Raw genomic sequence first — 23,319 nt, 5'->3', positions numbered from 1 at the left:
CGAAAAGTGTCGAGAAAAATCTGGTAAACAAGGGTTTAAGAAGAGGTTGGCCCAAAGTCGCTCTCTTCCCAGCGCCGGGTTTCGTAACTGCTCTGGCGCCACACCTGGACTATTGGATAAATGAATAGCAAGCCCAGCACCAGCCAGAAATTGCCCCACAAGCCCGGGTTGGCTTCCACGGTGGCTACAATGGTAGGGGCCGCGGGGCCGGCTTCGGAAAAGGGGTAGAAGTTGAGGTGATAGCGGCCCGCCGGCACGGCCGAGAGCATGGCGCTGGCGTTGCGGCTGCCTTCGGTCCAGCTTTCGCCGCTTTCCACGCCCGAATAAAATTCGATGTTTTTGGTGAACTCAAAGCCCTGGCCCGTTTGCTCGTTCACGAGGCTCACCGGCAGCTCCAGCCATTGGTTGCTGAGGGTGGTGTTGAAGTCAATTTCCAGGGCCGCCGGATGGTCAAGAGTGAACGACGGTGACACAATAACCCGCCCCGTGCCAGGCGTAGCCGAAGCGGTGGTGTCGGCCACTACCGAGAGGGTTTCACTGAGCAGTATCTCGCTTGGGTGCCGCGCCAACAGCACAAATTGAAGCAAAAGCAGCAGGGTGGCGGCCACAGCGGTCAGGGTTGTGAGGGCCGACAGATTATGCACCGGGTTGGGCTGCACGGCGCCCACTCCTCCGGGTAGGGTAGGTCCGCGGGCTCCAGGCCGAAGGCGGCGGCTACTTCGCTGCGGTCTACGTGTTGGGCGCGGTACCACTCCACCACTTTGCCGCGCTGCTCCTGCACCAGCATCCGCGGCGGGTTGATGTACTCCGATACGGTAATGTCTTTATCGCTCTCGATGTCCCAATTGAACTCGCCAACGGCCCACAAGACCTGCGACTGGTAGCGGTTGTACAGCTTGAAATCAGATAGCTGAAAGTCGGCTTCCTGGTCCGAAAACAGGCCGCTGCCGGTTGAGCTGTTGCTGGGAGCCGCCTGTATCAGCGTCCAGTGCCCGTGAAATTGAGCTAGCTGTGCATACTCGCCGGTTTCGGGAGCATACAGCTGGTATTCGGTCCAGCGGTATCGTACGGCCTTGCTTTCGCACCGAATGGCCGACCCCACCACGCGCCAGAGCTGCCCCCGAGCACCGCCAGCTTCCCAAGTGGAATAATGGGCGCTTCCGCTGGCACTTGTTTATAATTGCCAAACACCTTCGGGCTCTCCTCGCCCGAATACCGGAAGTAGGCGTGGCACTGCGGGCAGGCGTAGTACTCGCTGCCTTCCACATCATAATACGTAATGCTGATGCCGCACTCGGGGCAGTTGAGTTGCGCCGATTCGGGCACAGGAGGCGTGGCGTCGCTCATCGGCGCACTTCGGTTTTGGTGTGCTCGGTGCCTTCGAAGAAAGCCAGCGTGGCCGCATAAATGCCGCGCACCGCAGCCGAGTTGTCGCGCCGGAAATTCGACAGAAACACGTCGAAGGTCGCCAGGCCGTATTCCGGCCAGGTGTGAATGCTCAGGTGCGACTCAGTGAGGGCCAGCACGGCCGTGAAGCCACCGGCGCCGGTTTCGTCGCCCGCAAACACGTGGTATGCTTCGCCCACTTTCTCCAGGTTGAAGGCCAGCACCTGCGCGTCGAAGAAGGTGCGGCAGGCCTCGGCGTTGCGCAGGGCCGCGGCCGGGGCGGCAAAAGTGGCCAGAATATGCAGGCCAGGAGTATAAAGGGGCATGTGCAGGGCAGGAGCGGGGTAACGCGGCGGCAAGATAGTTGGCGCCGCGGCTTGTTGCTGAGCCGCACCCGCCCGGCGAGTAACTTCAACCGCAAATCCGGCGTTGAGCTGAATTCTAAAAATCTGGCCCAACTCACCCCGCGCTTTATGACGGCCACCGTCCTTTCCGAAAACCGCATTCCCGGCCTGCCCTCGGCTTCGGGAATTGAGCTGATTGGTCCCGTGGCCTACGTCATCAGCGACGATGCGCCCTTTGTGTACCTGCTCGACGCGGCCACGCTGGCCCTGCTGGCCCAGGTGAAGCTTTTCGAAAGCACGGAGTTCGGCACCGGCCGCATCCCCAAAAGCACCAAGCCCGACCTGGAAGCCCTCACGGCCCTGACCTGGCCCAACGGCCAGGCCGGCGTGCTGGCATTGGGCTCGGGCAGCACGCCTTCGCGCGAAACGGGCTGGTTTGTGCCGGTGTCGGGCGGGGCGCCGCATGCCGTGCCGTTGGGCCCGCTCTATGCGTTGTTACGTAACAGATTGCCGGCCGGCGATGTGCTCAATATCGAAGCGGCCGCCACCACGGCCACCGAGCTGCTGCTGTTTCAGCGCACCGTGGGGCATGCCAATGGCGCGCTGCTGTTTCGGCTGCCGCTGGCCGCCACGCTGCAATTTCTCTCGGGCGGGGAGGGGCGCCGGTGGTCGCGGCGCCGCAGCAGTTTCCGGTGCCCATCATCAATGGGCGGCCGGGCGGCTTCTCGGGCGCCACGTTCACCGAAGGGCGCCTGTTTGTGACGGCTTCGGTGGAAGACACCGCCGACGCGGTGCTCGACGGCGAAGTGCTGGGCTCCTTTGTAAGCGTGGTGGACCTGGCCAGCCACGCCGCCACGTTTGTGCGCCTGGCCTGGGCCGATGGCCGGGCCTACCGGGGCAAAGTAGAAGGGCTAGCGGTGCGCCGCACGCTGGGCGCCGGCCGCTGGGAGCTGCTGCTGGTGACCGACGACGATGCCGGTGGCAGCACGGCCGTAGTAGCCGAGCTAGCGCTGGGATAGCAGGCGGCTGGAATTACGGCAGCTGGGTTAGCCACAGCACGGCTTCGGCCTCGTCCTCAAACATCCGAAAAGTAAAAGCTTCGTGCTGGGAGTCGTTCATGACGAGGTTGAGCGAGAGGCGGGCAAAAACGTCGCTCGGGATAACCACGGCGCCAAAGAGCGCCTGACCAATGCTTTCGCTCCGGGCCAGCCAAAACTCCCGAATCCAGTTGCGCTCCTCGTCGGTGAAGGGCGACAAAAGGCGCTGGTCGGCCAGCATCTTGTTCCAGCCATGCCGGCGAAGCAGCTGGCTGGTATGCGTAAGGAAAGCCTGGAAAGTAGTAAAATCCCGCGGGCCGGCGGCATACTGAACCAATGCATAGCCGTGGGGATGTTCAATTAGTCGTCCTACTGAATTTTCGAAATAAATACGCATTATGAGAAATTATATACTTGTAATTAATTGGTTTTTAGCTCAATATTGACCCTGATGTTTGAATTTTCAACTGACAAAGGATGCGCCCCTATGCGAGGCAGTGAGGGCTGAAGTTATAAATAAAGTGCTGTTCCTGAATCGTGATGTAAATTTGCTAATTCCGAGGCAATATTCACGCTGCGCCTCTACCATTTCTCTATGAGCCCGCTGCCCGTTGCAAAGGAGACGCTTTATTTTGAAAGCGCGTCCGGCAAACTTTTTCATCATCCGTCGGGCTATGTGCGGCTTGCGTGGAGCGCCGAGCGCACCTCCATCGAGAACATCAAGGCTTTCTACGAGCAGGTGCTGGCGCTGCTGCTCAATTCGGGTGCCCACAAAATACTGTCGGACCACGGGCACCGGTCGCCCCTGACGGGCCCGGCCCAGCAGTGGATTATCGAAAACTGGATTCCGCGGGCCATGAGCCAGGCCCGGACACGCCACTGCGCCATTGTGGAAGGTGCCAACCCCTTGCACCGCCTCTCCACCCAGTCGGTGGTGGCCGCCGCCCCCAGCGGCTTCGTCATGCAGCGCTTCGCGACCATCGAAGCCGCCCAGGCCTGGTTAAACGCCCTCCGGGCATAGCCTGCGGCCGTGCCCATTGGCCGGAAACACTTCGAGCAAAGGATTTCTTTACGAAGAAAAAGAATAAATAAAACGGGGGTTGTTTGGACGAAAGCGTGGGTTTTGCCGCATTTTTGTGTGCTTCCCCGGTTCTCGTACGTATCCTGTTCGGACAGTTGGCCGTAGAAAGGCTTCGCCTTTATAGCTATCCGTTACTCGAATATTTATTCCGAATCCTTTGCCGACCACTCAAGTGCTGCGCGAGCAGATTGCCCAACGTATGCACCAGGAACTGGCGGCACTGGCCAGTTATGCAGAAAAGCAGCTCCAGGAAATTCCGAAACCGCTGCTACCGCCCAGGCCGGTGCTACCACCGACCACCTACAGCAGCACATCCTGGCCCTGGCCAATGCGGTGCTTATGAACAGCCCGGCCCTGTTTGAGGCCCACTTGCTGCAGATGAGCCAGCAGGCTGGGCCAGGAGGCCGTAGTAGAGCACGTGGGCGCGTTGCGCCAGGCGCTGCTGCTGCGCCTGAGCGTGGGCGAATACGTGGTGGCCGCCAGCATGCTGAGCACTGGGCTGAACGTGCTGAGCTCGGCAGAAACGGCCAGCCCCAGCCCTTCGGTGGAAGAAGCGCCCGAGTCACCCACCACCAGCCGGTTTTCTGCCCTGGCCGCCGACTACCTGTCGCTGCTGCTGTCGGCCGACCGCCCCGCGGCGCAGCGCCTGCTCCTGGCCGAGGCGGAGGCTGGCACCGACGTGCGCGACCTCTACCTGCGCGTACTGCAGCCCACCCAGCGCGAAGTGGGCAACCTCTGGCACAGCGGTACCATCAGCGTTGCCGAGGAGCATTATTGCACCGCCGCCACCGCCGGCCTCATGGCCCAGGCGCAGCCGTATTTCCAGGGCACCCCGCGCAACGGGCGGCGCCTGCTGGCCGCCTGCGTGGCCGGCGACCTCCATACCCTGGGCTTGCAAATGGTAGCCGATTTCCTGGAGTACGAGGGCTGGGAAGTGAGCTACCTGGGCGCCAGTACCCCCTGGATAGCATCCAGAGCATGATTGCGGAGCACAACATTGACCTGCTGCTCACCGCTGCCTCTATGCCGCACCACGTGCCCTTGCTGCGCGACCTGGTGTCGGCCCTGCGCCGCGACCCGGCCACCCAGCACGTGCGTGTGCTGGTGGGCGGGCGCCCGTTCTCCCGCACTGCCGACCTGTGGGAAACCACCGGCGCCGATGCCTGGGCAGCCAATGCTGAAGAAGCCGTGGCCGTGGTGCGCGGCCTCTTCCAGGGCGAGGAAAAGGATGCGCGAACGCAGGAGAACAAGGCCGGGGCTTAACCGCCGGGGGCGGTGGCTGGCGCTTGCTATTCCACCGCCATCTGGTTGCTCCGGGCTTTGGCCTTTTTGGCCCGGGGGCCTTCTTCGTCGCCCAGCAGCAGGCCCCATGGTTTCAGGGCCGGCACGCGGTCGAAGATGATTTTCAGAATGGCAATAACCGGCAGGGCCAGGAACATGCCCGCCACGCCCCCGATGGCATTGCCCACCAGCACGCCCACAATGGCCACCAGCGCGTTGACCTTGATTTTGGAGGCCACAATGCGCGGGATGAGGAAGTGGTTGTCGACGAACTGAATCAGCATGTAGGCCGCCACCACGGCAATGGCCGGCCCGTAGCCGTCCTGGGTAACAAAGGCCATGAGCGTGGGCAAGGCAATGGCAATGAGGCCGCCGATGTAGGGAATGAAGTTGAGCAGCGCGCCCAGCACGCCCAGCAACAAGGCATACGGCACGCCAATGATGAGCAGCGCCGTGGTGTTGAGCGTGGCCACGATGCTGGCCTCGATGAGCAGGCCCACCATGTAGCTCCGGATGGTGGCTTTGCTTTCGTGCAGCACCTCGGCCACGCCGCTATCCTGCCCGCGGCCCGAAAACACCTGGGTCAGAAAGTCGACCAGCCGCTGCTGGTACAGGAAAAACAGGAAGATGTACACCGGCACCAGCGTGGCCACCACCAGCAGGCTCGATACCATGGCGAGCGTGCTGCCCAGCAGCGCCGAGGCCCGGTTGCCGGCCTCGTTCAGGGCCGTTCGCAGCTTCTCGTCGCTCACGCCAAACCGGTGTTGCAGCCACTGGTGCACCTGCTCGGTGGCCTGGGCAAACTTGGCTTTGAACAGCGGCATCTCGCTGGACAACTGTGCCGCCTGCAGGTAGATGAAATACATCAAACCCAGCAGGGAGGCCACGCCCAGCACCACCGTCAGCGTGATGGCCAACAGCCTGGGCACCTTGTGCCGCAGCAGCCACTGCTCCACCGGGTGGAGCATGATGGCGAAGATGGCCGCAAAAAACAGCGGAAAGATGATGTCGCTGGCAATGTGGATGGTGAACACCACCAGCGCCAGGCCCAGCAACACCAGCGGCACCTTCACATAAAGCGGAAACTGGAGTTCACGGGGGCGCTGGTCGTAGGGGTCGAGCATAGAATGGGCCGTGAGCTGAGAGGCGGTGGAGAAAGCCCGCCGCGCTGCGAATGCATTGTAAGACAGAAGCCTTGATTTTGGGCTCACTTACGGCAACAGAACGGCCATGTTGTCTGCTCGCGGTTGGCTCAACGGGCTTGTGGTTCTACAAAACAGTCCAGGCACCCTACCGTGAGCTACCGGGTAAAGTCTTCCACCACTTGCAGAAACATGGGCGAGGGCACCTCGGCAGTTTGGCCCGTGGGGGTGAGCTGGCCGGTTTGCGCGTCGACGCGGAAGGTGACTATGCTGTTAGAGTTCTGATTGGCCACCAGCAGCAGGCGGCCCGAGGGGTCGAGCGTGAAGTTGCGGGGCGTTTTGCCCTGGGTGTCCACGTCCTGCACCGGTGTGAGCTTGCCGCCGGCCTCGATGGCAAAAACGGCAATGCTGTTGTGGCCCCGATTGGAAGCGTAGAGAAAGCGGCCATTGGGCGACACGTGAATGTCGGCGCAGGAATTGGGCCCTTCGTACCCGGCCGGCAGCGCCGACAAGGTCTGCAGCTCGCTGAACCGGCCCGCCGCCGCATCATACGATAAGGCCGTAATGGTCGAGTTCAGCTCGTTGATTAAGTAAGCCTGCCGGCCGTTGGGGGAGAAGGTGAGGTGGCGCGGCCCGGCCCCGGGCTGGGCGGTAAACGCCGGCTCGGGCAGGCGTGTGGCGGCCCCGGGCGGCGCTGAGGCGGTAGCCGTACACGCGGTCGGTGCCCAGGTTCACGGCGAAGGCGTACGCATTGGCCGGGTCAGCTAGAAAGCAGTGCGCGTGCGGGCCGCTCTGGTTTTGTGGGGGCCGCTGCCCTCGTGTTGGTCGGTGGCAGCGGGGGCGCCTGGCCGTTGGCGGTCACGGGCAGCAGGCTCACGTTGCCGCTCACGTAGTTGGCCACCAGCGCGGCTTTCCCGCTGCGGTCGAGGCTGATGTAGCAGGGCGACGCGCCGGCAGAAGGCTGCTCGTTGAGCAGGGTGAGGCTGCCGGTGCGCCGGTCCACCGCAAAAGCGCTGACGCCCCCGCTTTTGGCGCCCCGAAACGTCTGGGTTTCGTTCACGGCGTACAGGAAGCGGTGCGCCGGGTCCATGGTCAGGTACGTGGGGTTGGCACCGCCGCGCTGGGCACTCACGCGGGTGAGGGCTCCGGTAGCAGGGGAGAGGCGGTAGAGAAAAATGGTGGGTTCCTGCTCCGAGGCCACGTTCGTGCCCACGTACACGAAGTAGTCCTGCGCATTTTGGCTGCCCGCTGGCCGTGCGCAGCCGGCCATAATTGCCACTGTAGCCACTCCAAAACCAAGAGTCAAAAGGGAGCATGAGCGGATAGCTTTGAGCATTGGGAGCAGGAAGAAAGGGTTGAGCTGCAAATGTGCAACAATCCGCAAGTTGAGCCGAAGCCTGAAAAGCCAAAAGCCCCAAGCGCTGCTTCTGTTGCCAGAAATCGAGCGCTTGGGGCTTCGGTTAAGTTTTGTACCCAGAGCCGGGGTACTGATTTGCTCGATGAATCAGGTAGTTAGCCCCCGTTGTTAAATGGGTGTTAAATCCTGACGCCCAGCATCTCGAGGTAGCGGGGCTGCAGCAGGCTCGCCGCTGCCGGCCAGGCTCGTGCACGTAGACCTTCCCGTCCTCGCTGTCGCGCAGGTGCGCCCAGCACCGCAGCCCGCAGGCCTCGAGCAGCGAGAGGCGCCCGCCGTTCTCGTCGACCACGCTCAGCGCGCCGGTGTGGTAGGCCCGGTGGAGCGAGTCCAGGTGGCGGGCGTTAGTTGGTAAGGTCTGTCCCATATTTCTTCTTGTAAGCGCTGAGCTCCTGCATCGCCTGGATGAGCTGCTCCTGCGTGAGCATGAGTTTGTCGCGGCACAGACTCAATTCCTGCGAGAGCGGCGAGGGCTCCTCGTTGACCAGGCTGACGATGCCGGCGGGAATGTCCTTGAAGACCTGGGAGAAGTCGTAGTTCAGCTCCTTGCCAATGGCGAGGATGCGGTCAAACGACATCTCGGGGTTGCTGAAGTCGATGTAGAGCTGGGCCCTCGAAATATTTATTTTCTGGGCCAGCCGGGTCACGGATATACCGCTCTCCTGCACCACTTTCTTGACTATTTCTCCGCGTGAGGCCATTGCCCGACAAAATTGTGCAATGGAATGTCCAGTGGGGTTTACAAAATTTACTAGGGAGTAGTTGCTATTGTCCATATTACTTGACACTTTTGTCTAGCTAAAACGTAAGAGTAGGTAGCTACTTCTTAATTATAGGTAGCTACTAGACAAATAGCAGGCCACTACACCCCCAATTGCCATGTACATTAAAAATAATCTAAATAAAATCCTCACCGAGCTGGGCATCCAAAAAATGGTGCCCACCGAGCAGGTTCGTGCCGAGCATTTGGGCGGCATGACGGTGCACCGCTTCAATAAGTTGCTGCACAACACCGGCCCCAACGCCCTGGAAAAGGGCGAAGAGCAGCTGCTGCTCAACTGGCTCACTTTCCTGACGGGCCGGCCGAAAGAATCCTTCCAGCTGATGGAAGAGGCACCCCTAGCCGAGGAGGGCCAGCCATGCTAGTCGACGGCGTGCTCATCCTCTATACCTCGGACCCCACCTCGGGTCCCATGCGCACGCTGGTGGCGCAGATGCAGGCCCAGGGCCGCGAGGTTTTCCTCAAGCCCCTGACCCAGGCTCGAGGTCAAAAAGAAAGCCCACGTGACGCCCGCCCTGCAAGGGTCGCTGGCCCGGCTTTCCCCCAACTGATTTTTCCGCTTACCCTACTAAACGTTCAAACCATGTCAACCAAATCCAAAACCAAGCTTCTGGGGAGATTATTGCGCTCCTGCAGGAAATGGCCCGTTGCACGGCCGACATCGAGCGCCTGACCGGCATTAGCCGCTCAGTCAAAAAGCGCGAAGCCCGCGAGCTGGCCGAAACCCTTCACAACCGGATGAAGGAGGCCAAGTACTTCCGCCACCAGGAGCTGATGTACATCAAGTACCTGAGCCCGGAGCGCATCGAGGTGGTGTTTTCACCCGACTGCCTCAGCTTCGAAGCATTCAACAGCCGCTGGATGGACACCATCTGCGACAGTGTGATTGTTAGCCAGCCCGAATATCAGGAGGCCGTAACCAGCGTGCTGGAGGGAAACAAGGAGGTGTGCTGTGGCTAATTGGATTCAAACCCACGCCGGCCACGCCTTTGACCCCTTCGCGCCGGACCAGGACAAGATTTGCATCAAGGACATCGCCCACGCCCTGAGCAACATCTGCCGCTTTACCGGCCACACCAATCAGTATTACTCGGTCGCCCAGCATTGCGTGGAAGTCGCCACGCGGGTGCCGATGGTCTACCAGCCCTGGGCGCTGCTGCATGACGCCAGCGAAGCCTACCTCTGCGACATCGCCCGGCCGCTGAAGCAAAAGCCGGAGTTCAAATTCTACCGGGACGCCGAGGATGTATTGCAGACCGCCATTTATAAGCGCTTCGGCCTGGTGGAAGGCGCCACGCCCTTTGCCACGGATATCGTGAAAAACATGGACCTGCGGGTGCTGCTGCTCGAAAAGCGGCTCCTGCTGGGTCGTTGCGAAAAGGAGTGGGACGACCACAGCCTCGCTCACGTGGAGCCGGCGATGCACCGCGTCAGCTGGCGCCCGCTCTCTGCTCTGGCTGCCGAGCGCGAATTCCTCAACTGCTACTACCTCATGTTCGAGGGCGCCGCGGAGGGGCATTTGGGATGAGCAAGCCCACTCAATTGACCCAGGTGCTGCGCGTGGTGGGCATGGCCCTCTACAAATTCTTCGGAGGCGCCCCGCTATGCTAGCCACCGAGCAATACGCCCAAAACGAGCGCGCCCCGCTCTTCCCACTTTCTTCTCGCTTTCGCATGAACATCAAGAACCACAATTGCACCGTGCCGAGCATGAATTCGGCCGCGGCCATTGAGAAGCTGCTGGTAGAAGCCGGCGCTACGTCGGTCAGCAAATGGTACGAAGGGCAAGAGCTGCAGGGCTTCCTGTTTCAGATTCGTCTGAACGGGGCCAACCTGGTGTTCCGCCTGCCGGCCAACGTGAACATCGTGGCGGGCCGGCTGCTGCAGACGGTGAAGAACCCCGATGCCAGCATGCGCACCAGCCTGCAGGCCCAGGCTGCCCGCACCGCGTGGCGCACCCTGCACGAATGGGTAGAAGCCCAGGTCGACATGATTCGCCTGGGGCAAGTGGACCTGCTGCAAATATTCCTGCCTTACAACTACAGCCAGGACCAAAATCGCAGCTACTACGACTACGTGAAGGCAGGCGCCGTGCAATTGCTGGCAGCCTGATTTTTTCCTTTTGATAACGACTTTTCTAATGAAAGCTACCAGCACTCCTGCGCTCACCCTGCCGCAATTCAACGCGGCAAACATTAACCTGGCCACCCTGGGCCTGAACCCGGCCAACCCCGCCGAGGACCGCGTGAGCGATGCACTGGCCCCCTGCGCCGCAGCATCCCCATCAAGGCCACCAAAAGCCCGGTGAGCATCCGGCAGACCATGCCGGGCCTCAACGCGGCCGATGCCAAAGAATTAGCCCAGTGCATTGTCAACAGCCAGCTGGCCGAGGGCATCGGCATTGAGGGCAAGAAGGTGGCCCTGGAAGTGGCCGTGCGCCTGGCTGACCTGCTCGATGCTTACCACGGCTACCACGACATGATGGACGCGGTACCGCTCGACCTGAGCAACCCGGCCGACTACGTGGACGCCCGCACCTGGGCCGCGACGCCGGGCCACGTGAAGAAGTTGGTGGAGCAATACGCCCTGGCCGAGCGCACCAGCAGCATGCGGCACATCAATCAGGAAATTGCCAACCTGACGGCCATGCTCGACCAGGTCGACCGCATCGGTGGCACCGCCCTGGAGTTGTTTGAGCGCCGCCGCATGCAGCGCGAAGGCATCCGTCCCAAAGCAATCGATAAGGCCATCGCGGAAATGAAAGCCGATGGGCGCATTCCGGTGAAGAAGGAAGGAGGGGAAACGGTATGATTGAGCGTCCTATCCTCTTTAGCAGTGCCATGGCCTATGCGGCTCATGCCGGCACCAAAACCCAAACGCGGCGAATCATCAAGCCGCAGCCCATTATCGATAATGATTCCGGCTTTGTTTTCGATGGCAAGCACCGCGAATCCTACCGGAATGACTTATTCCATGCTGATTGGCGGGAAAAGTTCATCAAGGATTGGTGCCCCTATGGCCAGGTAGGCGACCGGCTCTGGGTGCGCGAGTCGTTGTTTTGGTCGGAGCATGAAGATGGCTGGTGCTATCAGGCCGACAACAGCCAGCTGATGCTGGAGCAGTTGACTGCCAGAATCCTGCTGACACCAAAGCCGTGCATTCCGTCCATCCACATGCCTCGGGAAGCAAGCCGGACGCAACTGGAAATCGTGTCGATTCGCATTGAGCGTTTGCATGAAATCAGCCTCAAGGATGCCGCCCGCGAAGGCATGCGCTTTGATTATCACAGCTGCCGCTGGTACGACTATAAGAACCAGCACTGGGGCAATGACATCTACAGCGATGACCCGGCCGAGCCGCCATTTACGGCGCTGCATTCCTTCAAAACGCTGTGGGACCACATTAATGGCGCTTGTGCCTGGGGACAGAATCCATGGGTGTGGGCAGTGGAGTTCAAGAAGATTGAGGAAGAGGAGGCCAGCGAGTAGCCATGCCGGTGGATTACTCGAAGTACCACCCGGACTGGCCCGCTATCAGCCATCAGATTCGGGTGGAGCGCGCCGGCAACCGGTGCGAGTGGTGCAAGGCCCCGAACGGCGAGAACGTCGCTCGGGGCCAGGGCCACAACGCCAACACCTACATGCTCATGGACGGGCAGGTGTTCAACGCCACCACCGGGGAGCCGCAAGGCATGGCCCGCGGCAGCGAATACAACGTCCGGAAAGTGGTCAAAATCATCATCACGGTCGCCCACCTCGACCACGACGAAGAAAACCACCACGCGCCATTGGAGCGGCTTGCGGCCCTCTGCCAGCGCTGCCACCTCAACTACGACCGCCGGGATAACATCCGGCGGCGCTTTCACAAGGGCCAGTTCGCCCTCGACCTCTGATTCGCTCCTTTATGCTCCTTTCGGACTCAACAATTGACCAGGTACGGCAGCTCGATATCGTTGCCGTAGTGCAGCACTACGTGGTGCTGAAATCCCGCGGGCACAAGCACGAAGCGCCGTGCCCGTTTCACAATGAAAAAGCCCTTCCTTTCACGTAAACCCGGGCAAGGGCATCTTTAAATGCTTTGGCTGCGGCGCGGCCGGCGACGGTATCGGCTTCGTGATGAAGCACCAGAACCTGGACTTCATCGAGGCGGTGAAGGAAACGGCCGGCATCCACGGCATCCAGCTCGAGTATCAAAGCATGACGCCCGAGGCCCAGGCCATCGCCGAGCAGGAGCAGCGCAACCGCGAGTCCATGCGCATCGTGCTGGCCTACGCCATGAGCTACTTCGCCGGCACCAAGCTGCCCGACCGCTGGGCCGAAAGCCGCAAGCTCAAGCAGCCGGTGCGCGACCAGTTCCAGCCTGGGCTACGCCGAGGACCGCCGCGACGGCTTTTACCAGGACGCGCTGCGCAACGGCTTCTCGGCCGACGTGCTGGTGCAGGCCGGCCTGGTGCGCAAAAAGGAAGTGGACGGGCAGGCCCCGAAGTTCTACGACGTGTTTCAGGACCGGGTGATGTTCCCCATCCGCGACGTGCGCGGCCGGGTCATCGCCTTCACCGGACGCCTGGTCACCGAGCCCGCCGCCGATGCCAGCTATAAGCCGGGGAAGTACGTCAACAGCCCCGATACCGTGTGGGTGAAGGGCGACAACCTCTACGGTCTGGACCTGGCTGCCGAGCCCATTCGCAAGGAGAAGTTCGCCTACCTGATGGAAGGCAACGTCGACGTGATGCAGTTCCACCAGTGGTCGATGGCCAACGCCGTGGCGCCCTGTGGCACAGCGCTTACTGATAATCAGATAAAGCTGCTGAAGCGCTACACCGACCACGTGGTGGTGGTGCCCGACAACGACCCCGCCGGCATCAAGGCCCTGCACAAGAACGCGCCTGCTCATCGCCGCCGGCTTCCGGGTCGACGTGCTGCTGCCCGAGCCCGGCCTCGACCCGGACGACATGCTCAAGCGCAAGATTCACAGCGAGGCCGACCTCGAGGCCTGGCAGCGCAAAACCCAGTCGTACATCGCCGGGGCGTTGCTGGCCGAGTGCGAGAAGGACGCCTCGCTCGGTGGCCACGACAAGGCCGCGGCCATCGGGCGCATGGGCGAAGTGCTCGAGCCTCATCGAGAACGACACCCTGCGCCAGGTATTCTACGGCGACGTGGCCGAGCGCTGGCCCGACTTCAAGCGGGGCTACAAACTGGTGAAGCGGGGCCAGGACGGGCTGGATAAGAAGGCCCTGGAGGCGTTGGGCGACAACCGCTCGGCCTACTTCGACTTCGGCTTTTTTGAGAAGGAGGGCTGCTTTTATTGCTACAACAAGAAGATGGAGGCGCGCATCTGCAACTTCACCTTCAGCATCCAGTACTTCGTGCTCTCGTCGAACGAGCCCAAGTACGTGTGCCACTTCGTGAACTGCTTCGGCACGTCGCGCACCATGGCCGTGACCACCGACGACTTCACGAGCGTGGCCACCTTCAAAAGTGCGTGGCCCGGCTGGGCAACTTCATCTTCGAGGGCAACGACGAGCAGCTGAACCTGCTCAAGATTAAGCTTTTTCACGGCGTAGCCGAAGCGGTGCAGCCCCGCACCATGCTCTACAACCCGAGCGGCGACTTTACCACCTTCGCCAACGGCCTGCTCTTCAACAACCAGTTTTTTCAGGCCGACCGCTACGGCATGGTGAAGCTCGAGCGGCCGGTGGCCAGCTACGAGGATCTGGTTGAGCTGCGGGGCGAGTCGCACATCGACGTGGCCGGCACCGAGCACGTGCTGCAGTCGGCCGAGAAGCTGGCCGGCAAGCTGGGCCAGTCCGCGCTGGAGCATCTGCTGGCCGAGGGCAAGGTCAAGCACCTGGCGCATTACTTTCTGCCCTTTGCCAGCACGCTCAAGCTCACCGACGACGACGACGACAACTACGAAAATGAGCGCCGCTTCCGGCTCAACCTCAAAGCCGAGGCCATCACCTTCGAGGCCTGGAGCGCCCTGATGCAGCGGGCCTACGGCTCGAACAGCATGGTCCTGGTGAGCTTCTACCTGGCCACGCTGTTCCGCGACATCATCTACAAGGCCAACGGCAACTACTTCCCGCTGCTGCACCTCTACGGCCTGCGGGGCTCGGGCAAGTCGAAAGCCGCCGAGGCCCTGATATCGTGCTTCGGCCAGTTTTCAGAAGAGACGGCCGTGCGCCTGGCCGGCGGCGCCACCGCCACCGGCATCCAGCGCTACATGAGCACGGCCCGCAACTCGCTGATGATGCTTGACGAGTACAAGAACTACCTGCCCATGCCCACCATTGAATTGCTCAAGGGCATCGCCAACGGCACCGGCAAGCTGATGGGCCGCGCCACCGGCGGCAACGAAACCAAGAGCCTGCGCCCGCTCTCCTCGGCCGTGGTCTGCGGCCAGGACCTGCCCACCCGCGACCCGGCCCTGCTCAGCCGCTCGGTGGTGCTCGAATTCTCGGAAGAGATGAAGCGCCACAACGACCGCGCGGCCTACGACCAGCTGCGGGGCCTGCAGGACAGCGGCGCCGTGGTGCACGTGACGAGGGAGATGCTGCAGCACCGCCCGGCCATGGCCGCTTACCGCCGCCGGGAGCCCGAGGTAACCCGCAAAATCCGGGTGCACTGCCAGGAGGTGCTCGGCATCGAGGACCCCGAGGACCGCACCATTCAGAATGCCACCACGCTGTACACCACGGCCCAGATACTGTCCGAAGCCGGCGTGAAGCTGCCCTTCGCGCTGGAGGACTTGTTCGAGAAGCTGATGGAGCGGATTGAGGAGGTGATTCAGATTCAGCACACCAGCGACGACGTGGAGCAGTACTTCATGGTGCTCGGCAGCATGGTGGGCCGCGAAATCATGGAAGGGCGCCACTTCAAAATCTGGAAGGAAGAGGACGGCATCACCAAGCTGTTCCTGCGGGTACGCCAGGTGCATCCGCTCTACCTGCAGGCAGCCGCCCGGCAGGGCATCGAGGCGCTTTCGGCCGCGACCATCCGCAGCTACCTCACCAAGTCGCGCTTCTACCTCGAGGACCGGGCCAAGGGCGTGAGCTTCGCCGAGGAAGCCAACAAGACCAGCGCCATGGTCTTCAACTACGACCGCATGCGCGACGACGGCGTGGAGCTGGCCACTAAGGAGAAGATTGACGACATGCTGGCCGCCGACGACGACAGCCGGCGCCTGGTGCACAAGACGCCCATCCGCGGCAACGCCGAGCAGCCTGGTGCAGTCCTGGCTCGATGCACAGCCCTCCGATACCGCGCTGGCCGTGTCGGCCGCGCTGCGCCTGTTCAACGAGGATAAGACGCCGGAGCTATCGGAGAAGAATTTCCGGGAGTGCCTCCTGAGCTACGCCGAGAACCGGAACCAGCACGACCTGGAGTTCAACACCGACATGGACCGCTTCAAACTCAAAATGCCTTTTTAATACTGAACCATTCACCTGTTAAGTCTTTCACAATGAACCCTACTTTGAATCCAGAAATCACTTTTAATAATCAGCTCATTCGCTGCGAATGCACTGGCACCTGTACTGGCCACAATATCACCTATCACTCGGGTGTGACATCGGTGGTAGGCACGGTTTCCTTCGGGCCGGCTCAAGAAGTAACTGAGCTAAATGAAGCTTGGAAGAACATGCGACACATTGCCGTTGGCATGCGGCGTACCGCTGCCGATGCGCTAGGCCTGTGGGAAGGTGAGGCCGGCCCGCTCAGCGAGGAAGACCAGTTAGAGGTAAAGAAGCTGCTTCAGGAAATCTGCGATACCACCTGGCCTATCCCTGGCTTTACCAGCTAGGGAAGGGAGGAAATAGATAGTTTTTAAGAAGGGCCTTTCGGGGCCCTTTTTTATGCCCAATCGGGTTTCGGCGGCAGGTGTGTTTTAGCTGGGGATATATAAATGATAATTATTTTCCTCTTTCCCCTAATGCAATAAGTTATATTATTAATCTATTGTGGATAAGTTGTTTATATTTTTAAACAACGGTAAAGTACCGGGGAAAACGGGGGAAATCGGGGGAAAAAAGGGGAAACACCAATTTTTGAGGGGAAAAAAGCGGGGGAAAACTCCCCAAAACGGCTCCTGTTTCCCCCTTTTTCCCCCGATTCTCAGCGTTTCCCCAGGCCTCAAAAGGCTTATCATGCTGATTACTAGTAGTGTGGGGAAAACAGCAGGGGGAAACCATTTTGAGAGGGTCCCGCCAAATTCAACACCGGCTCCTGACCACTCCCAACGCCCGCGGCCCCAGAAGGCCGGTCCTGCTAGCACCGTGCTTCTGGGTGGGGTGACGCGGCCCAGCGCTCCCCAAACCCATCAATCCAAATCTATAGACAGTATTGTTGAATTTATTAGACAAATATGTCTGTTTCCAGCATTGGAATAACTAAATTGCTATGTCTTTAGACTAGCCCCGCTTTTCCCTGCATGACAGACGCTTACGCTCCTCCTCAAGCCTCGCTTATACCCACTTCTTCGTCCTTTGCCCCGGTGGCCACCCGCGCTAGGTTTGATTACGCTAAGCCCGCGTTATCAGTGAAGAGAATCGACTTCCCGGTCAAACCCCACCTGCTGAAGTATTTGCAGGTCCACCTCAAGCTGGCCCGCCTCGACGAGGACCCGCTTCGGCTCGAGGACTACGTGCTCTCGAAAACCAACCGGTTTGGTTTCGCCCTCAACCAGCTGCTGCGCAAGCCGGCCAAGAGCGCGCGCCACGAAAGCAGCATCGAGGAGTGCACCGTCGCCCTGGGCGTGGACCTGCGCAATTTCAACTTCGCCTACTACGACCTGCTGCAGGGCAAGCTTTCGGCTTACTGCATTTTTCAGTTCAACGACTTTGTCGACGACATCTTCCGGGAGGAGCTCTACTGGTGGGTGCGCCAGCACCACCAGCGCCGGGCCACCATCAAGGACGCCATCCGCTCCTTCATGGTCTTCTACGACGTGACCGAGGACGACCTTTCCTACGAGACCCTGCGCAAGGCCGTGCAGCGCAACGCCGACCTGGCGCCCCGAAAAAAACTGCTTCCAAAAACAGCGATTTTTCGGTGAAACTGTCCCAAAAAGTAGGCGAAGTGTCTCAGAAAAAGGGCGTTAAGTCCCAAAAAGTGGGCGTTATGTCCCAAAAGGCTACGTTTGCGGCTGTGCGTCAAACACTTATGGAGCTGCCATTGCCGCTCTTTGATACCCAATTCTTCTATGCCGAGCACTAAGAACTACGAGCCTGCGCAACGTCGAGCAGACCCCGGACGACAACCTCGGCGGGGTCGAGGCCCTGTGGTACACCCGCGCGGCCGACGTGCTCAACTTCCCGGCCACCGGCGACCTGGTCATTGCCCACAACCTGCAGCTGCGCGAAGGTGCCTTCTGGTACCAGCCTGGTGAGCATCCGCGCCACGGTGGGCTACAAGCAAACGCCGAAAGGGCTGGGCCGGCACGGCGACGTGCACCAGCAGCGCTCGTGGGCACCCTGGCCCGCCACACCGCCGAACTCGCCGCCGGCCTCGAGGCGCTGGAAGGGCAGGAGCTCGTCGCCCTCTACCGCGACCACAACGGCCAGGTGCAGCTGGTGGGCACGCCCGAGCAGCCGCTGAGCTGGAAGGACAGCTACGACAGCGGCCTGGTCACGGGGCGCCGCAACAATTACGACTGGACCCTGGCCGGGGAGACCCCGCGTCGGGCGCGGCCCTACCTGGGAAGCTGGGACGTCTCGGCCAAGGGCCTGGAGACCGGCCTGGTGCTGCAGGGCGGCTCCGGCGGCTCCGTGGAAATCCGCGACCGCGCCGGCAACCTCATGGCCCGGGTCGATGCGGGCCACACTGTGGTGCTGCGCAGTGGCTTCCGGGTTGCCTTCACCATTTCATAAATTCTTTACTCTTTCCTCATGCCCGACGCCACCGCCGCGCTGCTGCAGCCCTTCCTGGAAAAGTGGCGCCTCAAGTTTGCCGACAACGAATACCAGAACATCACCGAGGCCACGTTCCGGGAGTTCTCCGAAGACATTGACCGCACGTTTGTGCAGTCGCTCACCGACCTCGAGGACCTGGGGGCACACCCACTCACCCCGCTGGTGCTGCCCATGGCGGTGCGGCAGGGCGCCTGGTACATCACGGGTACCGGCATCTGGGAAGCTAAGTCGGCGTTCACAGCCCAGAGCGCGCCGGCCGCCGGCACCTGGTGGCTTAACGTGGCCATGTTCACCGGCGAGTTGCCGCCAGCCACCATGCTCACGGCCGCATCCATCTCGGACGCCACCGCCGCCGGCCGCGCCATGCTCAAGGCCGCGGATGCCGCAGCCCAGTTGCAGCTGGTCGATTCGTTTGTTGTTGCCGCCAATTCACAGGGGGGACTCATCCAGCTTTCACCCGGGCTTATGGGCCCCAGGGGGCGCTGATCTGGCTGTTAAAGACGGTCGCCAGCCTCAGCAGCGCCCAGGTAGTGAAAGCGCCGGCCGCGCCCAGCGATGGTCAGGTGAACGATATCGGGGACACTTTCAGCTTCGTGCCTAATCCGCTGTTTCCCTTGTTTGCCCAGTACAAAGTGAACGGGCTGCCTGGGGTCGTGGGTCCAGTGTACCTGGACGCTACCAACAGCTATCCGCAGGGGGACGCATCTACCTGAAGGTGGTTGGGCCGGTGCTTAAAAACGGGCTGGCCGTTTACGTGGCTGGCTCCGGCAACATGCCCGACGGCGTCCCACTCACCAACTCCGAAGCCTTTACAGGTGTGGCGCCCGACGCCACGGCCAGCGTCACGCCCGATGCGCCTTTCCCCAGCTTCGACCCCTCCACGCGCATCCTGACTGCTCAGCATGCGCTGGGTACCTCAGAGCTGGAGGTGAATTACCTCGGGGGCACCTACCAGCTCTATGCGGCCATCAGTGTGGACGACAATGCCCACGGCCCCGGTCAGTGGAAGTTCCGCGTCAAAGCTGCTGCGGGTCGCCTGGCCAGCGGCATGGCTGATAGTCCCAACATTCCGGCCAAGACAGTAACCACCACCCCCACGGGCACGGCTGATTTTGCGCCTGCCGATTTTTCTACTTCTGATTTCAAAACCCTTTAATTCCTGTTTATAATGGCAACCGCAGCGCGTAACAGCCTCAACATCTCCCTGCTCAGTCTATTTGGCTCTGGCACCAGCATCACGGCCGAAGAACTGCGCCTGGGCCTGTCCTCCATCCTCGACTACGCCGAAACCTTGGGCGGCACCAGCGCCGGCTCCGGCGCGGTAGTTCGGCCTTTTACACCCACCCTGGCCTTTGACAGCCACGAGGTGTACATGTCAGTGGTTCAGGCCGGCCCGATAAACTTCAGCATCGCCGGCACTGGCAACGTGGATAACGCCACCATCACCGTATTGGTGAAAACCGATGGCACGCCGGTCACCTTTGACGGGAGTGTCAACGGCGGCGCCAAATTCGTAGTGCAGGGCTACCCGGATACGAGCCAGTACCTCCTGCTCACCTTCTACAACCCTACCGCCGACCTTTCGGTGCGGACCCTGGTCAACGTGACTTCGGTGCCCAAGTTTGGCGTAGCGGTCGTCGTGGGCCAGCCCACCAACTTCGCCGCCAGCCTGACCAGCTCCGGCGCGGTGTCGCTGGCGTGGAGTGCCGGGGCCAACGCCACGAACTACGTTCTGGAGCGCGCCACTAACTCGGCCTTCAGCACCGGCCTGGTTACCGTGTACTCGGGCAGCACCACCCAATACACCGACACTACGGTGGGGGCGTCCACCACGTATTTCTACCGCGTAAAGAGCCAAGCCGCCGGGGCTTCGGATTCCGCTTACACGCTCTTACAAGGCGGCTCCATTCAAAGCGGGGCCAATCCGCAGAACGACGTGCCCAAGTACTACCAGTTTAACGGGGCTGCGCAAAATCTCACTGTGGCCAGCGCCTCGGACTTTGACTTTGCCTCCTCGGCTTTCAGCACCTTGTTTTGGGTGAAGGTGCCGGCTCAGGGCAATTACCTGAGCTTGGGACGCAGCCTGGACGAGGCCAATGGGCGGCGCTGGGACGTGGCCGTGGCGCACAAGGCCAGCGGCCAGAAAACCATCGCGGTGTACTTCGGAGACCAGGCCACCAGTGGCGGGTACGCCTACTACGAAACTGACACCATTGCGACCCTGACCAACTTTACCCGCGTGGCTGTCACGCATGACGGCATAGGGGGCATAAAAGTCTACGTAAACGGGACCCTGGCCACCGGCACCTTTACCCCGGCCCCGGCGGCTTTGCCTCCACTAAAACGGGCGGCACCTTCCGCGTTGGTCCGGTGGCCATTGGCTCCGACCACGCCTACCAGCAATCGACTGGCGCGGGTCTGGACGTGCTGGCCTTCGCAAATAGGGTGTTAACGCCGGCCGAAATCACCGAAGATTTCAACAGCGGCGTGCGTAACACCATGGCCGGCGTGAGCTTCATCAACGCCGTGATGGCCGACTGGAACTTCAACGGCAACCTGCTCGACAGCGTGGGCATTCACCACGCCACGGCCGCCACACCTACTTACGTTGCTTACTAGTGAGAAACCGCGCCCTCTACCCCGCGCCGTTCTCCGGCAAAGTGATTGACAAAGGCAACTTCTACCCCTCGGCCGTGCGAACGGCCGAGGTTGCCCAATACGAAGCGTACACGCACGGCGCGTTGATATGCTGGAACATGACGACCTACTACGGCGGGGACTGGGGCCTGGCCCTGAACCAAGCCGGCGGCGTGCCGGCCCCCGCACCATGTTCAACCCCCAAAACTTGGACGTGGACACCTGGATGCGCAAGCTCAAAGACCTGGGTTTTCAGTACGCCATTTTGACGATACAGGAAGAGTACGGCTTTGAAATATTCCCTCACCCGGTACCCCGCAACTTCGCTCCGGTCAACATGGCCAGTGGCCCGAACGGCAGCAACTTCGTCAGCCCGCGCTACCCCGATGGGCCCTACAATGTGCGCCCTGGCACGGCCGACAATAACATCCTGGACAAGTTTCTGGCGGCCTGCAAAAAGTATGGCATTGCGCCGGGCTTTTACATGAATGAAATCGGCAACATCGAAGTCTTCAACGGCCAGTTCAATTACAACAACAACGCCCTGGCCAGCCATCCCCGCTACGACGAGTGGATAGACTACCAGTGCCGGCTCATCCAGTACGTGCTCATGCGCTGGCCCGTGCCCATTTTGTGGATGGACAAGGGCACAGGCTCCACGGCAAAAATGAGCCAGGCGACCTACAACGCCGCCAAGGCCATCAACCCCAAAGTTGTAATCATCGGCAACCACGCCGGGGAAAACGAGTTTTCGTCCGAGCGCTTCCCCTACGACGTGGGCAGCACAGAGCAGTACGCTCTGCCGCCGTTTGGCAACAACACGGCCTACCTTTCCACCACCCGGAATTACGGTGGGCAGAGCTACTACGTGGGCCAGGAATTCGTGCTGACGCCCTACTCCACCCCGGCCGGCCACCAGTGGTACAACTACGACGAACTTTGCCCGCTGCAATGGCCCAGCCCGCCACGGCCGCCCTTGCTCACACCCTCCGCGCCGGCTGACTTTCAAGCCACGGTGAACCTGGGCAAGCAGGCCCAGCGGCCGATTCTGGTGGACATCATCATCGACCGCTACGGCACCATCGTGCAGCAGACGCTCGACTACATGGCGCAAATCAACTTCGCTCGCTAATGGACCAGTTCCGCCTCCTGCTTTTTGGCTGCAGCCTGTACGCGGCGCTGGCGCACCCGCTCGATGGGCTCGGCCACACCGCGCACCAGGACGGCGGCAAACACCAGAGAACTGCCGACAAACACCGGCACCAGCCAGGAAGCCGGCAGGCCCATGGCGCCGAGCACGTAGGGCACGAGCAGCAGCACCAGCACGTGGCCAATGTAGAGCGGGTAGGAAAGCTCCCCCACGGCGGCATCAAGCCGGTGGCGCTTGGTGAGGTGGAATACCAAGGGCAGGCCCACTACAAAGAAGCCGTAGTACGCCAGGCGCTTGCTCAGCCCGCCCGGCAGCCAGCCGTAGGCCAGGGTGAAGCCCACCAGCCCGGCCAGGGCCAGAACGGGCAGCCACTTGGGCAAAGACTGGAATGGAACCCGTCCGTAGGCTCGGTAGGCGAGGGCCCCGGCCAGAAAGAACGCCACTCGGTAGGGAAGAAGCGGTAACTCCACGGGTCGCTGGCAAACCCTTGCTGCACCAGGGCAACGCGCAGGCCCACGCTGCAGAGCAGGAGCACGGCCAGCGGCAGGGTGCGGCATCGCATCAGGGCCGGGGCCAGCAGGTAGAACATGATTTCCAGGCTCAGGCTCCAGGCCTGGTGCACAAACAGCAGGTTCCACAGCTGTGGCTGGGTGTGCAGAAAGTCGGGCGTGAAGAAGAATCGGCCGGTGCTTGGGTTCAAACCCAGAAACAGCAGCACGTCCTGGCCGAGGATAAACAGGTTGGCCCAGACCAGGGCGAGGCTCCCGCTCCAGCCGAGTGCCGGTCCAAACGCCTGCCAGTCCGCCAGCTTGGGTGGGAGGGCTCCCAGGGCCAGCAGGGTGAAGCTGACGCCCAGCGTCAGGGCGAGCACCACCCAGTAGACGGGGAAAAGCCGCAGCAGCCGGTTGGAAATAAACAGACCGTAGGTGCCGGGTCCATACTTGCCGCTGAGGACCAGGGCCATGTAAAAGCCCGAAATCATGAAGAAGGCCTGCACGGCGATTTCGCCGCCCACCGCCTGAAACCCGAACAGCGGACCCGAATGCGCCACCAATACGGACAGCGCCAATAGTAATCGAAGTATTCCCATACGGCAAAGGTCGCGTACCCAAAGGAAAGCCCCGCCCCATCCGGCGGGGCTTTTTCGTGTCCTTTTTCC

General features: G+C 61.3%; 37 protein-coding genes and 3 pseudogenes. 28 read left to right on the top strand and 12 right to left on the bottom strand.

The genetic code is table 11. The features are described from left to right. Positions 1-35 precede the first annotated feature (35 nt). The 3 genes and pseudogenes from ACFQT0_RS19730 to ACFQT0_RS19720 all read right to left on the bottom strand — a co-directional run bounded on the left by ACFQT0_RS19730 (position 36) and on the right by ACFQT0_RS19720 (position 1,712). On the bottom strand, positions 36-668 hold the full coding sequence (locus ACFQT0_RS19730) for a hypothetical protein (protein ID WP_380204846.1): 633 nt from the start codon (positions 666-668) through the stop codon (positions 36-38). Beyond that, positions 614-1,114 (bottom strand): annotated as a pseudogene (locus tag ACFQT0_RS19725) (DUF4178 domain-containing protein); the annotation flags it as partial. The pseudogene ACFQT0_RS19725 and the gene ACFQT0_RS19730, both read right to left, overlap by 55 nt. Positions 1,115-1,343: 229 nt before the next feature. Beyond that, positions 1,344-1,712 carry an S-adenosylmethionine decarboxylase family protein gene (locus tag ACFQT0_RS19720; protein ID WP_380204845.1) on the bottom strand — a complete coding sequence of 123 codons (369 nt, stop codon included), beginning with the start codon at positions 1,710-1,712 and terminating at the stop codon, positions 1,344-1,346. On the opposite strand from ACFQT0_RS19720, the pseudogene ACFQT0_RS19715 reads away from it, so the two are divergent. Beyond that, positions 1,686-2,690 (top strand): annotated as a pseudogene (locus tag ACFQT0_RS19715) (DUF6929 family protein); the annotation flags it as partial. The gene ACFQT0_RS19720 and the pseudogene ACFQT0_RS19715 sit on opposite strands and share 27 nt — an antisense overlap. Before the next feature lie 72 nt (positions 2,691-2,762). Here the strand turns inward: ACFQT0_RS19715 and ACFQT0_RS19710 are convergent. Next, entirely contained in the window at positions 2,763-3,104 is a 342-nt protein-coding gene (locus ACFQT0_RS19710) for a hypothetical protein (RefSeq protein WP_380204844.1), read from the bottom strand. A gap of 258 nt (positions 3,105-3,362) precedes the next feature. Here ACFQT0_RS19710 and ACFQT0_RS19705 point away from each other — a divergent pair, with 258 nt between their 5' ends. Then, positions 3,363-3,788: a hypothetical protein gene (locus ACFQT0_RS19705; protein ID WP_380204843.1), complete on the top strand. Its 426-nt coding sequence runs from the start codon at positions 3,363-3,365 to the stop codon at positions 3,786-3,788. A 360-nt stretch (positions 3,789-4,148) separates the two neighbouring features. Here ACFQT0_RS19705 and ACFQT0_RS19700 read toward each other — a convergent pair whose 3' ends face one another. Next, the gene (locus ACFQT0_RS19700; RefSeq protein ID WP_380204842.1) at positions 4,149-4,334 is read right to left on the bottom strand and encodes a hypothetical protein; all 186 of its coding nucleotides are present in this window, start codon (positions 4,332-4,334) and stop codon (positions 4,149-4,151) included. Between ACFQT0_RS19700 and ACFQT0_RS19695 the strand changes: the two genes are divergently transcribed. Both ACFQT0_RS19695 and ACFQT0_RS19690 read left to right on the top strand, forming a co-directional pair. Then, complete coding sequence (locus ACFQT0_RS19695; protein ID WP_380204841.1) at positions 4,306-4,830, top strand: cobalamin B12-binding domain-containing protein; 525 nt, start codon at positions 4,306-4,308, stop codon at positions 4,828-4,830. The genes ACFQT0_RS19700 and ACFQT0_RS19695 overlap by 29 nt on opposite strands. Continuing rightward, a complete protein-coding gene (locus tag ACFQT0_RS19690) occupies positions 4,827-5,111 on the top strand; it encodes a hypothetical protein (RefSeq protein ID WP_380204840.1) in 285 nt (94 codons plus the stop codon). Before ACFQT0_RS19695 ends, ACFQT0_RS19690 begins: the two co-directional genes overlap by 4 nt. Before the next feature lie 26 nt (positions 5,112-5,137). Here ACFQT0_RS19690 and ACFQT0_RS19685 read toward each other — a convergent pair whose 3' ends face one another. The 5 genes from ACFQT0_RS19685 to ACFQT0_RS19665 form a co-directional block, all read right to left on the bottom strand. Next, the gene (locus ACFQT0_RS19685; protein ID WP_380204839.1) at positions 5,138-6,253 is read right to left on the bottom strand and encodes an AI-2E family transporter; all 1,116 of its coding nucleotides are present in this window, start codon (positions 6,251-6,253) and stop codon (positions 5,138-5,140) included. Positions 6,254-6,429: 176 nt separating this feature from the next. After that, positions 6,430-6,942: a lactonase family protein gene (locus tag ACFQT0_RS19680; protein ID WP_380206084.1), complete on the bottom strand. Its 513-nt coding sequence runs from the start codon at positions 6,940-6,942 to the stop codon at positions 6,430-6,432. 89 nt (positions 6,943-7,031) lie between these two features. Beyond that, the gene (locus ACFQT0_RS19675; RefSeq protein ID WP_380204838.1) at positions 7,032-7,559 is read right to left on the bottom strand and encodes a lactonase family protein; all 528 of its coding nucleotides are present in this window, start codon (positions 7,557-7,559) and stop codon (positions 7,032-7,034) included. 172 nt (positions 7,560-7,731) lie between these two features. Beyond that, complete coding sequence (locus tag ACFQT0_RS19670; RefSeq protein ID WP_380204837.1) at positions 7,732-8,052, bottom strand: hypothetical protein; 321 nt, start codon at positions 8,050-8,052, stop codon at positions 7,732-7,734. After that, positions 8,030-8,386 (bottom strand): helix-turn-helix domain-containing protein, encoded by a 357-nt coding sequence (locus ACFQT0_RS19665; protein WP_380204836.1) that lies wholly within the window; start codon positions 8,384-8,386, stop codon positions 8,030-8,032. Before ACFQT0_RS19665 ends, ACFQT0_RS19670 begins: the two co-directional genes overlap by 23 nt. Before the next feature lie 178 nt (positions 8,387-8,564). Here ACFQT0_RS19665 and ACFQT0_RS19660 point away from each other — a divergent pair, with 178 nt between their 5' ends. The 24 genes and pseudogenes from ACFQT0_RS19660 to ACFQT0_RS19545 all read left to right on the top strand — a co-directional run bounded on the left by ACFQT0_RS19660 (position 8,565) and on the right by ACFQT0_RS19545 (position 22,142). After that, positions 8,565-8,831, top strand: a complete 267-nt coding sequence (locus ACFQT0_RS19660; RefSeq protein WP_380204835.1) for a hypothetical protein — start codon at positions 8,565-8,567, stop codon at positions 8,829-8,831. Beyond that, positions 8,825-9,139 (top strand): hypothetical protein, encoded by a 315-nt coding sequence (locus ACFQT0_RS19655; protein ID WP_380204834.1) that lies wholly within the window; start codon positions 8,825-8,827, stop codon positions 9,137-9,139. Before ACFQT0_RS19660 ends, ACFQT0_RS19655 begins: the two co-directional genes overlap by 7 nt. Next, positions 9,106-9,426 (top strand): hypothetical protein, encoded by a 321-nt coding sequence (locus ACFQT0_RS19650; RefSeq protein WP_380204833.1) that lies wholly within the window; start codon positions 9,106-9,108, stop codon positions 9,424-9,426. The genes ACFQT0_RS19655 and ACFQT0_RS19650 overlap by 34 nt, the downstream gene beginning before the upstream one ends. Continuing rightward, the gene (locus ACFQT0_RS19645; RefSeq protein ID WP_380204832.1) at positions 9,419-9,994 is read left to right on the top strand and encodes a hypothetical protein; all 576 of its coding nucleotides are present in this window, start codon (positions 9,419-9,421) and stop codon (positions 9,992-9,994) included. Before ACFQT0_RS19650 ends, ACFQT0_RS19645 begins: the two co-directional genes overlap by 8 nt. A gap of 76 nt (positions 9,995-10,070) precedes the next feature. After that, positions 10,071-10,577 carry a hypothetical protein gene (locus ACFQT0_RS19640; RefSeq protein ID WP_380204831.1) on the top strand — a complete coding sequence of 169 codons (507 nt, stop codon included), beginning with the start codon at positions 10,071-10,073 and terminating at the stop codon, positions 10,575-10,577. 28 nt (positions 10,578-10,605) lie between these two features. Further along, positions 10,606-10,773 carry a hypothetical protein gene (locus ACFQT0_RS19635; protein ID WP_380204830.1) on the top strand — a complete coding sequence of 56 codons (168 nt, stop codon included), beginning with the start codon at positions 10,606-10,608 and terminating at the stop codon, positions 10,771-10,773. Beyond that, positions 10,770-11,276, top strand: coding sequence for a hypothetical protein (locus ACFQT0_RS19630; protein WP_380204829.1), 507 nt, complete (start codon positions 10,770-10,772; stop codon positions 11,274-11,276). The genes ACFQT0_RS19635 and ACFQT0_RS19630 overlap by 4 nt, the downstream gene beginning before the upstream one ends. 29 nt (positions 11,277-11,305) lie before the next feature. Continuing rightward, complete coding sequence (locus tag ACFQT0_RS19625) at positions 11,306-11,953, top strand: hypothetical protein (RefSeq protein WP_380204828.1); 648 nt, start codon at positions 11,306-11,308, stop codon at positions 11,951-11,953. Positions 11,954-11,955: 2 nt separating this feature from the next. Next, entirely contained in the window at positions 11,956-12,357 is a 402-nt protein-coding gene (locus tag ACFQT0_RS19620) for a hypothetical protein (protein ID WP_380204827.1), read from the top strand. An 11-nt stretch (positions 12,358-12,368) separates the two neighbouring features. Further along, positions 12,369-12,598: pseudogene (locus ACFQT0_RS19615) on the top strand (CHC2 zinc finger domain-containing protein); the annotation flags it as partial. 226 nt (positions 12,599-12,824) lie between these two features. Continuing rightward, positions 12,825-13,667, top strand: coding sequence for a toprim domain-containing protein (locus tag ACFQT0_RS19610; protein WP_380206083.1), 843 nt, complete (start codon positions 12,825-12,827; stop codon positions 13,665-13,667). After that, positions 13,622-13,996: a hypothetical protein gene (locus tag ACFQT0_RS19605; RefSeq protein ID WP_380204826.1), complete on the top strand. Its 375-nt coding sequence runs from the start codon at positions 13,622-13,624 to the stop codon at positions 13,994-13,996. The genes ACFQT0_RS19610 and ACFQT0_RS19605 overlap by 46 nt, the downstream gene beginning before the upstream one ends. After that, entirely contained in the window at positions 13,948-15,771 is a 1,824-nt protein-coding gene (locus tag ACFQT0_RS19600) for a DUF927 domain-containing protein (protein ID WP_380204825.1), read from the top strand. Before ACFQT0_RS19605 ends, ACFQT0_RS19600 begins: the two co-directional genes overlap by 49 nt. Further along, positions 15,737-15,895, top strand: coding sequence for a hypothetical protein (locus ACFQT0_RS19595; RefSeq protein WP_380204824.1), 159 nt, complete (start codon positions 15,737-15,739; stop codon positions 15,893-15,895). The genes ACFQT0_RS19600 and ACFQT0_RS19595 overlap by 35 nt, the downstream gene beginning before the upstream one ends. Positions 15,896-15,927: 32 nt before the next feature. Next, the gene (locus tag ACFQT0_RS19590; RefSeq protein WP_380204823.1) at positions 15,928-16,266 is read left to right on the top strand and encodes a hypothetical protein; all 339 of its coding nucleotides are present in this window, start codon (positions 15,928-15,930) and stop codon (positions 16,264-16,266) included. A gap of 780 nt (positions 16,267-17,046) precedes the next feature. Then, the gene (locus tag ACFQT0_RS19585; protein ID WP_380204822.1) at positions 17,047-17,517 is read left to right on the top strand and encodes a hypothetical protein; all 471 of its coding nucleotides are present in this window, start codon (positions 17,047-17,049) and stop codon (positions 17,515-17,517) included. Between the two features lie 247 nt (positions 17,518-17,764). Further along, a complete protein-coding gene (locus tag ACFQT0_RS19580; RefSeq protein ID WP_380204821.1) occupies positions 17,765-18,331 on the top strand; it encodes a hypothetical protein in 567 nt (188 codons plus the stop codon). Between the two features lie 18 nt (positions 18,332-18,349). After that, positions 18,350-18,859: a hypothetical protein gene (locus ACFQT0_RS19575; RefSeq protein WP_380204820.1), complete on the top strand. Its 510-nt coding sequence runs from the start codon at positions 18,350-18,352 to the stop codon at positions 18,857-18,859. 77 nt (positions 18,860-18,936) lie between these two features. Next, positions 18,937-19,086 carry a hypothetical protein gene (locus ACFQT0_RS19570; protein WP_380204819.1) on the top strand — a complete coding sequence of 50 codons (150 nt, stop codon included), beginning with the start codon at positions 18,937-18,939 and terminating at the stop codon, positions 19,084-19,086. A 41-nt stretch (positions 19,087-19,127) separates the two neighbouring features. After that, positions 19,128-19,529, top strand: coding sequence for a hypothetical protein (locus ACFQT0_RS19565; RefSeq protein ID WP_380204818.1), 402 nt, complete (start codon positions 19,128-19,130; stop codon positions 19,527-19,529). A 12-nt stretch (positions 19,530-19,541) separates the two neighbouring features. Next, positions 19,542-20,825 carry a hypothetical protein gene (locus ACFQT0_RS19560; RefSeq protein WP_380204817.1) on the top strand — a complete coding sequence of 428 codons (1,284 nt, stop codon included), beginning with the start codon at positions 19,542-19,544 and terminating at the stop codon, positions 20,823-20,825. After that, positions 20,819-20,992 (top strand): hypothetical protein, encoded by a 174-nt coding sequence (locus ACFQT0_RS19555; protein WP_380204816.1) that lies wholly within the window; start codon positions 20,819-20,821, stop codon positions 20,990-20,992. The genes ACFQT0_RS19560 and ACFQT0_RS19555 overlap by 7 nt, the downstream gene beginning before the upstream one ends. Further along, positions 20,992-21,279: a hypothetical protein gene (locus ACFQT0_RS19550; RefSeq protein ID WP_380204815.1), complete on the top strand. Its 288-nt coding sequence runs from the start codon at positions 20,992-20,994 to the stop codon at positions 21,277-21,279. Before ACFQT0_RS19555 ends, ACFQT0_RS19550 begins: the two co-directional genes overlap by 1 nt. Then, complete coding sequence (locus ACFQT0_RS19545) at positions 21,201-22,142, top strand: alpha-L-fucosidase (RefSeq protein WP_380204814.1); 942 nt, start codon at positions 21,201-21,203, stop codon at positions 22,140-22,142. Before ACFQT0_RS19550 ends, ACFQT0_RS19545 begins: the two co-directional genes overlap by 79 nt. On the opposite strand, the gene ACFQT0_RS19540 is transcribed toward ACFQT0_RS19545, so the two are convergent. Both ACFQT0_RS19540 and ACFQT0_RS19535 read right to left on the bottom strand, forming a co-directional pair. Beyond that, positions 22,139-22,501: a hypothetical protein gene (locus ACFQT0_RS19540; RefSeq protein WP_380204813.1), complete on the bottom strand. Its 363-nt coding sequence runs from the start codon at positions 22,499-22,501 to the stop codon at positions 22,139-22,141. The genes ACFQT0_RS19545 and ACFQT0_RS19540 overlap by 4 nt on opposite strands. After that, entirely contained in the window at positions 22,459-23,250 is a 792-nt protein-coding gene (locus tag ACFQT0_RS19535; protein ID WP_380204812.1) for an acyltransferase family protein, read from the bottom strand. Before ACFQT0_RS19535 ends, ACFQT0_RS19540 begins: the two co-directional genes overlap by 43 nt. Between the last annotated feature and the right edge of the window lie 69 nt (positions 23,251-23,319).

The organism is Hymenobacter humi (assembly GCF_042665855.1).
In the GTDB taxonomy this organism is placed as follows: Bacteria; Bacteroidota; Bacteroidia; order Cytophagales; family Hymenobacteraceae; genus Hymenobacter; species Hymenobacter humi.
The sequence above is the reverse complement of the archived record's forward strand: the minus strand, read 5'-3'. Positions and strand labels throughout refer to the sequence as shown.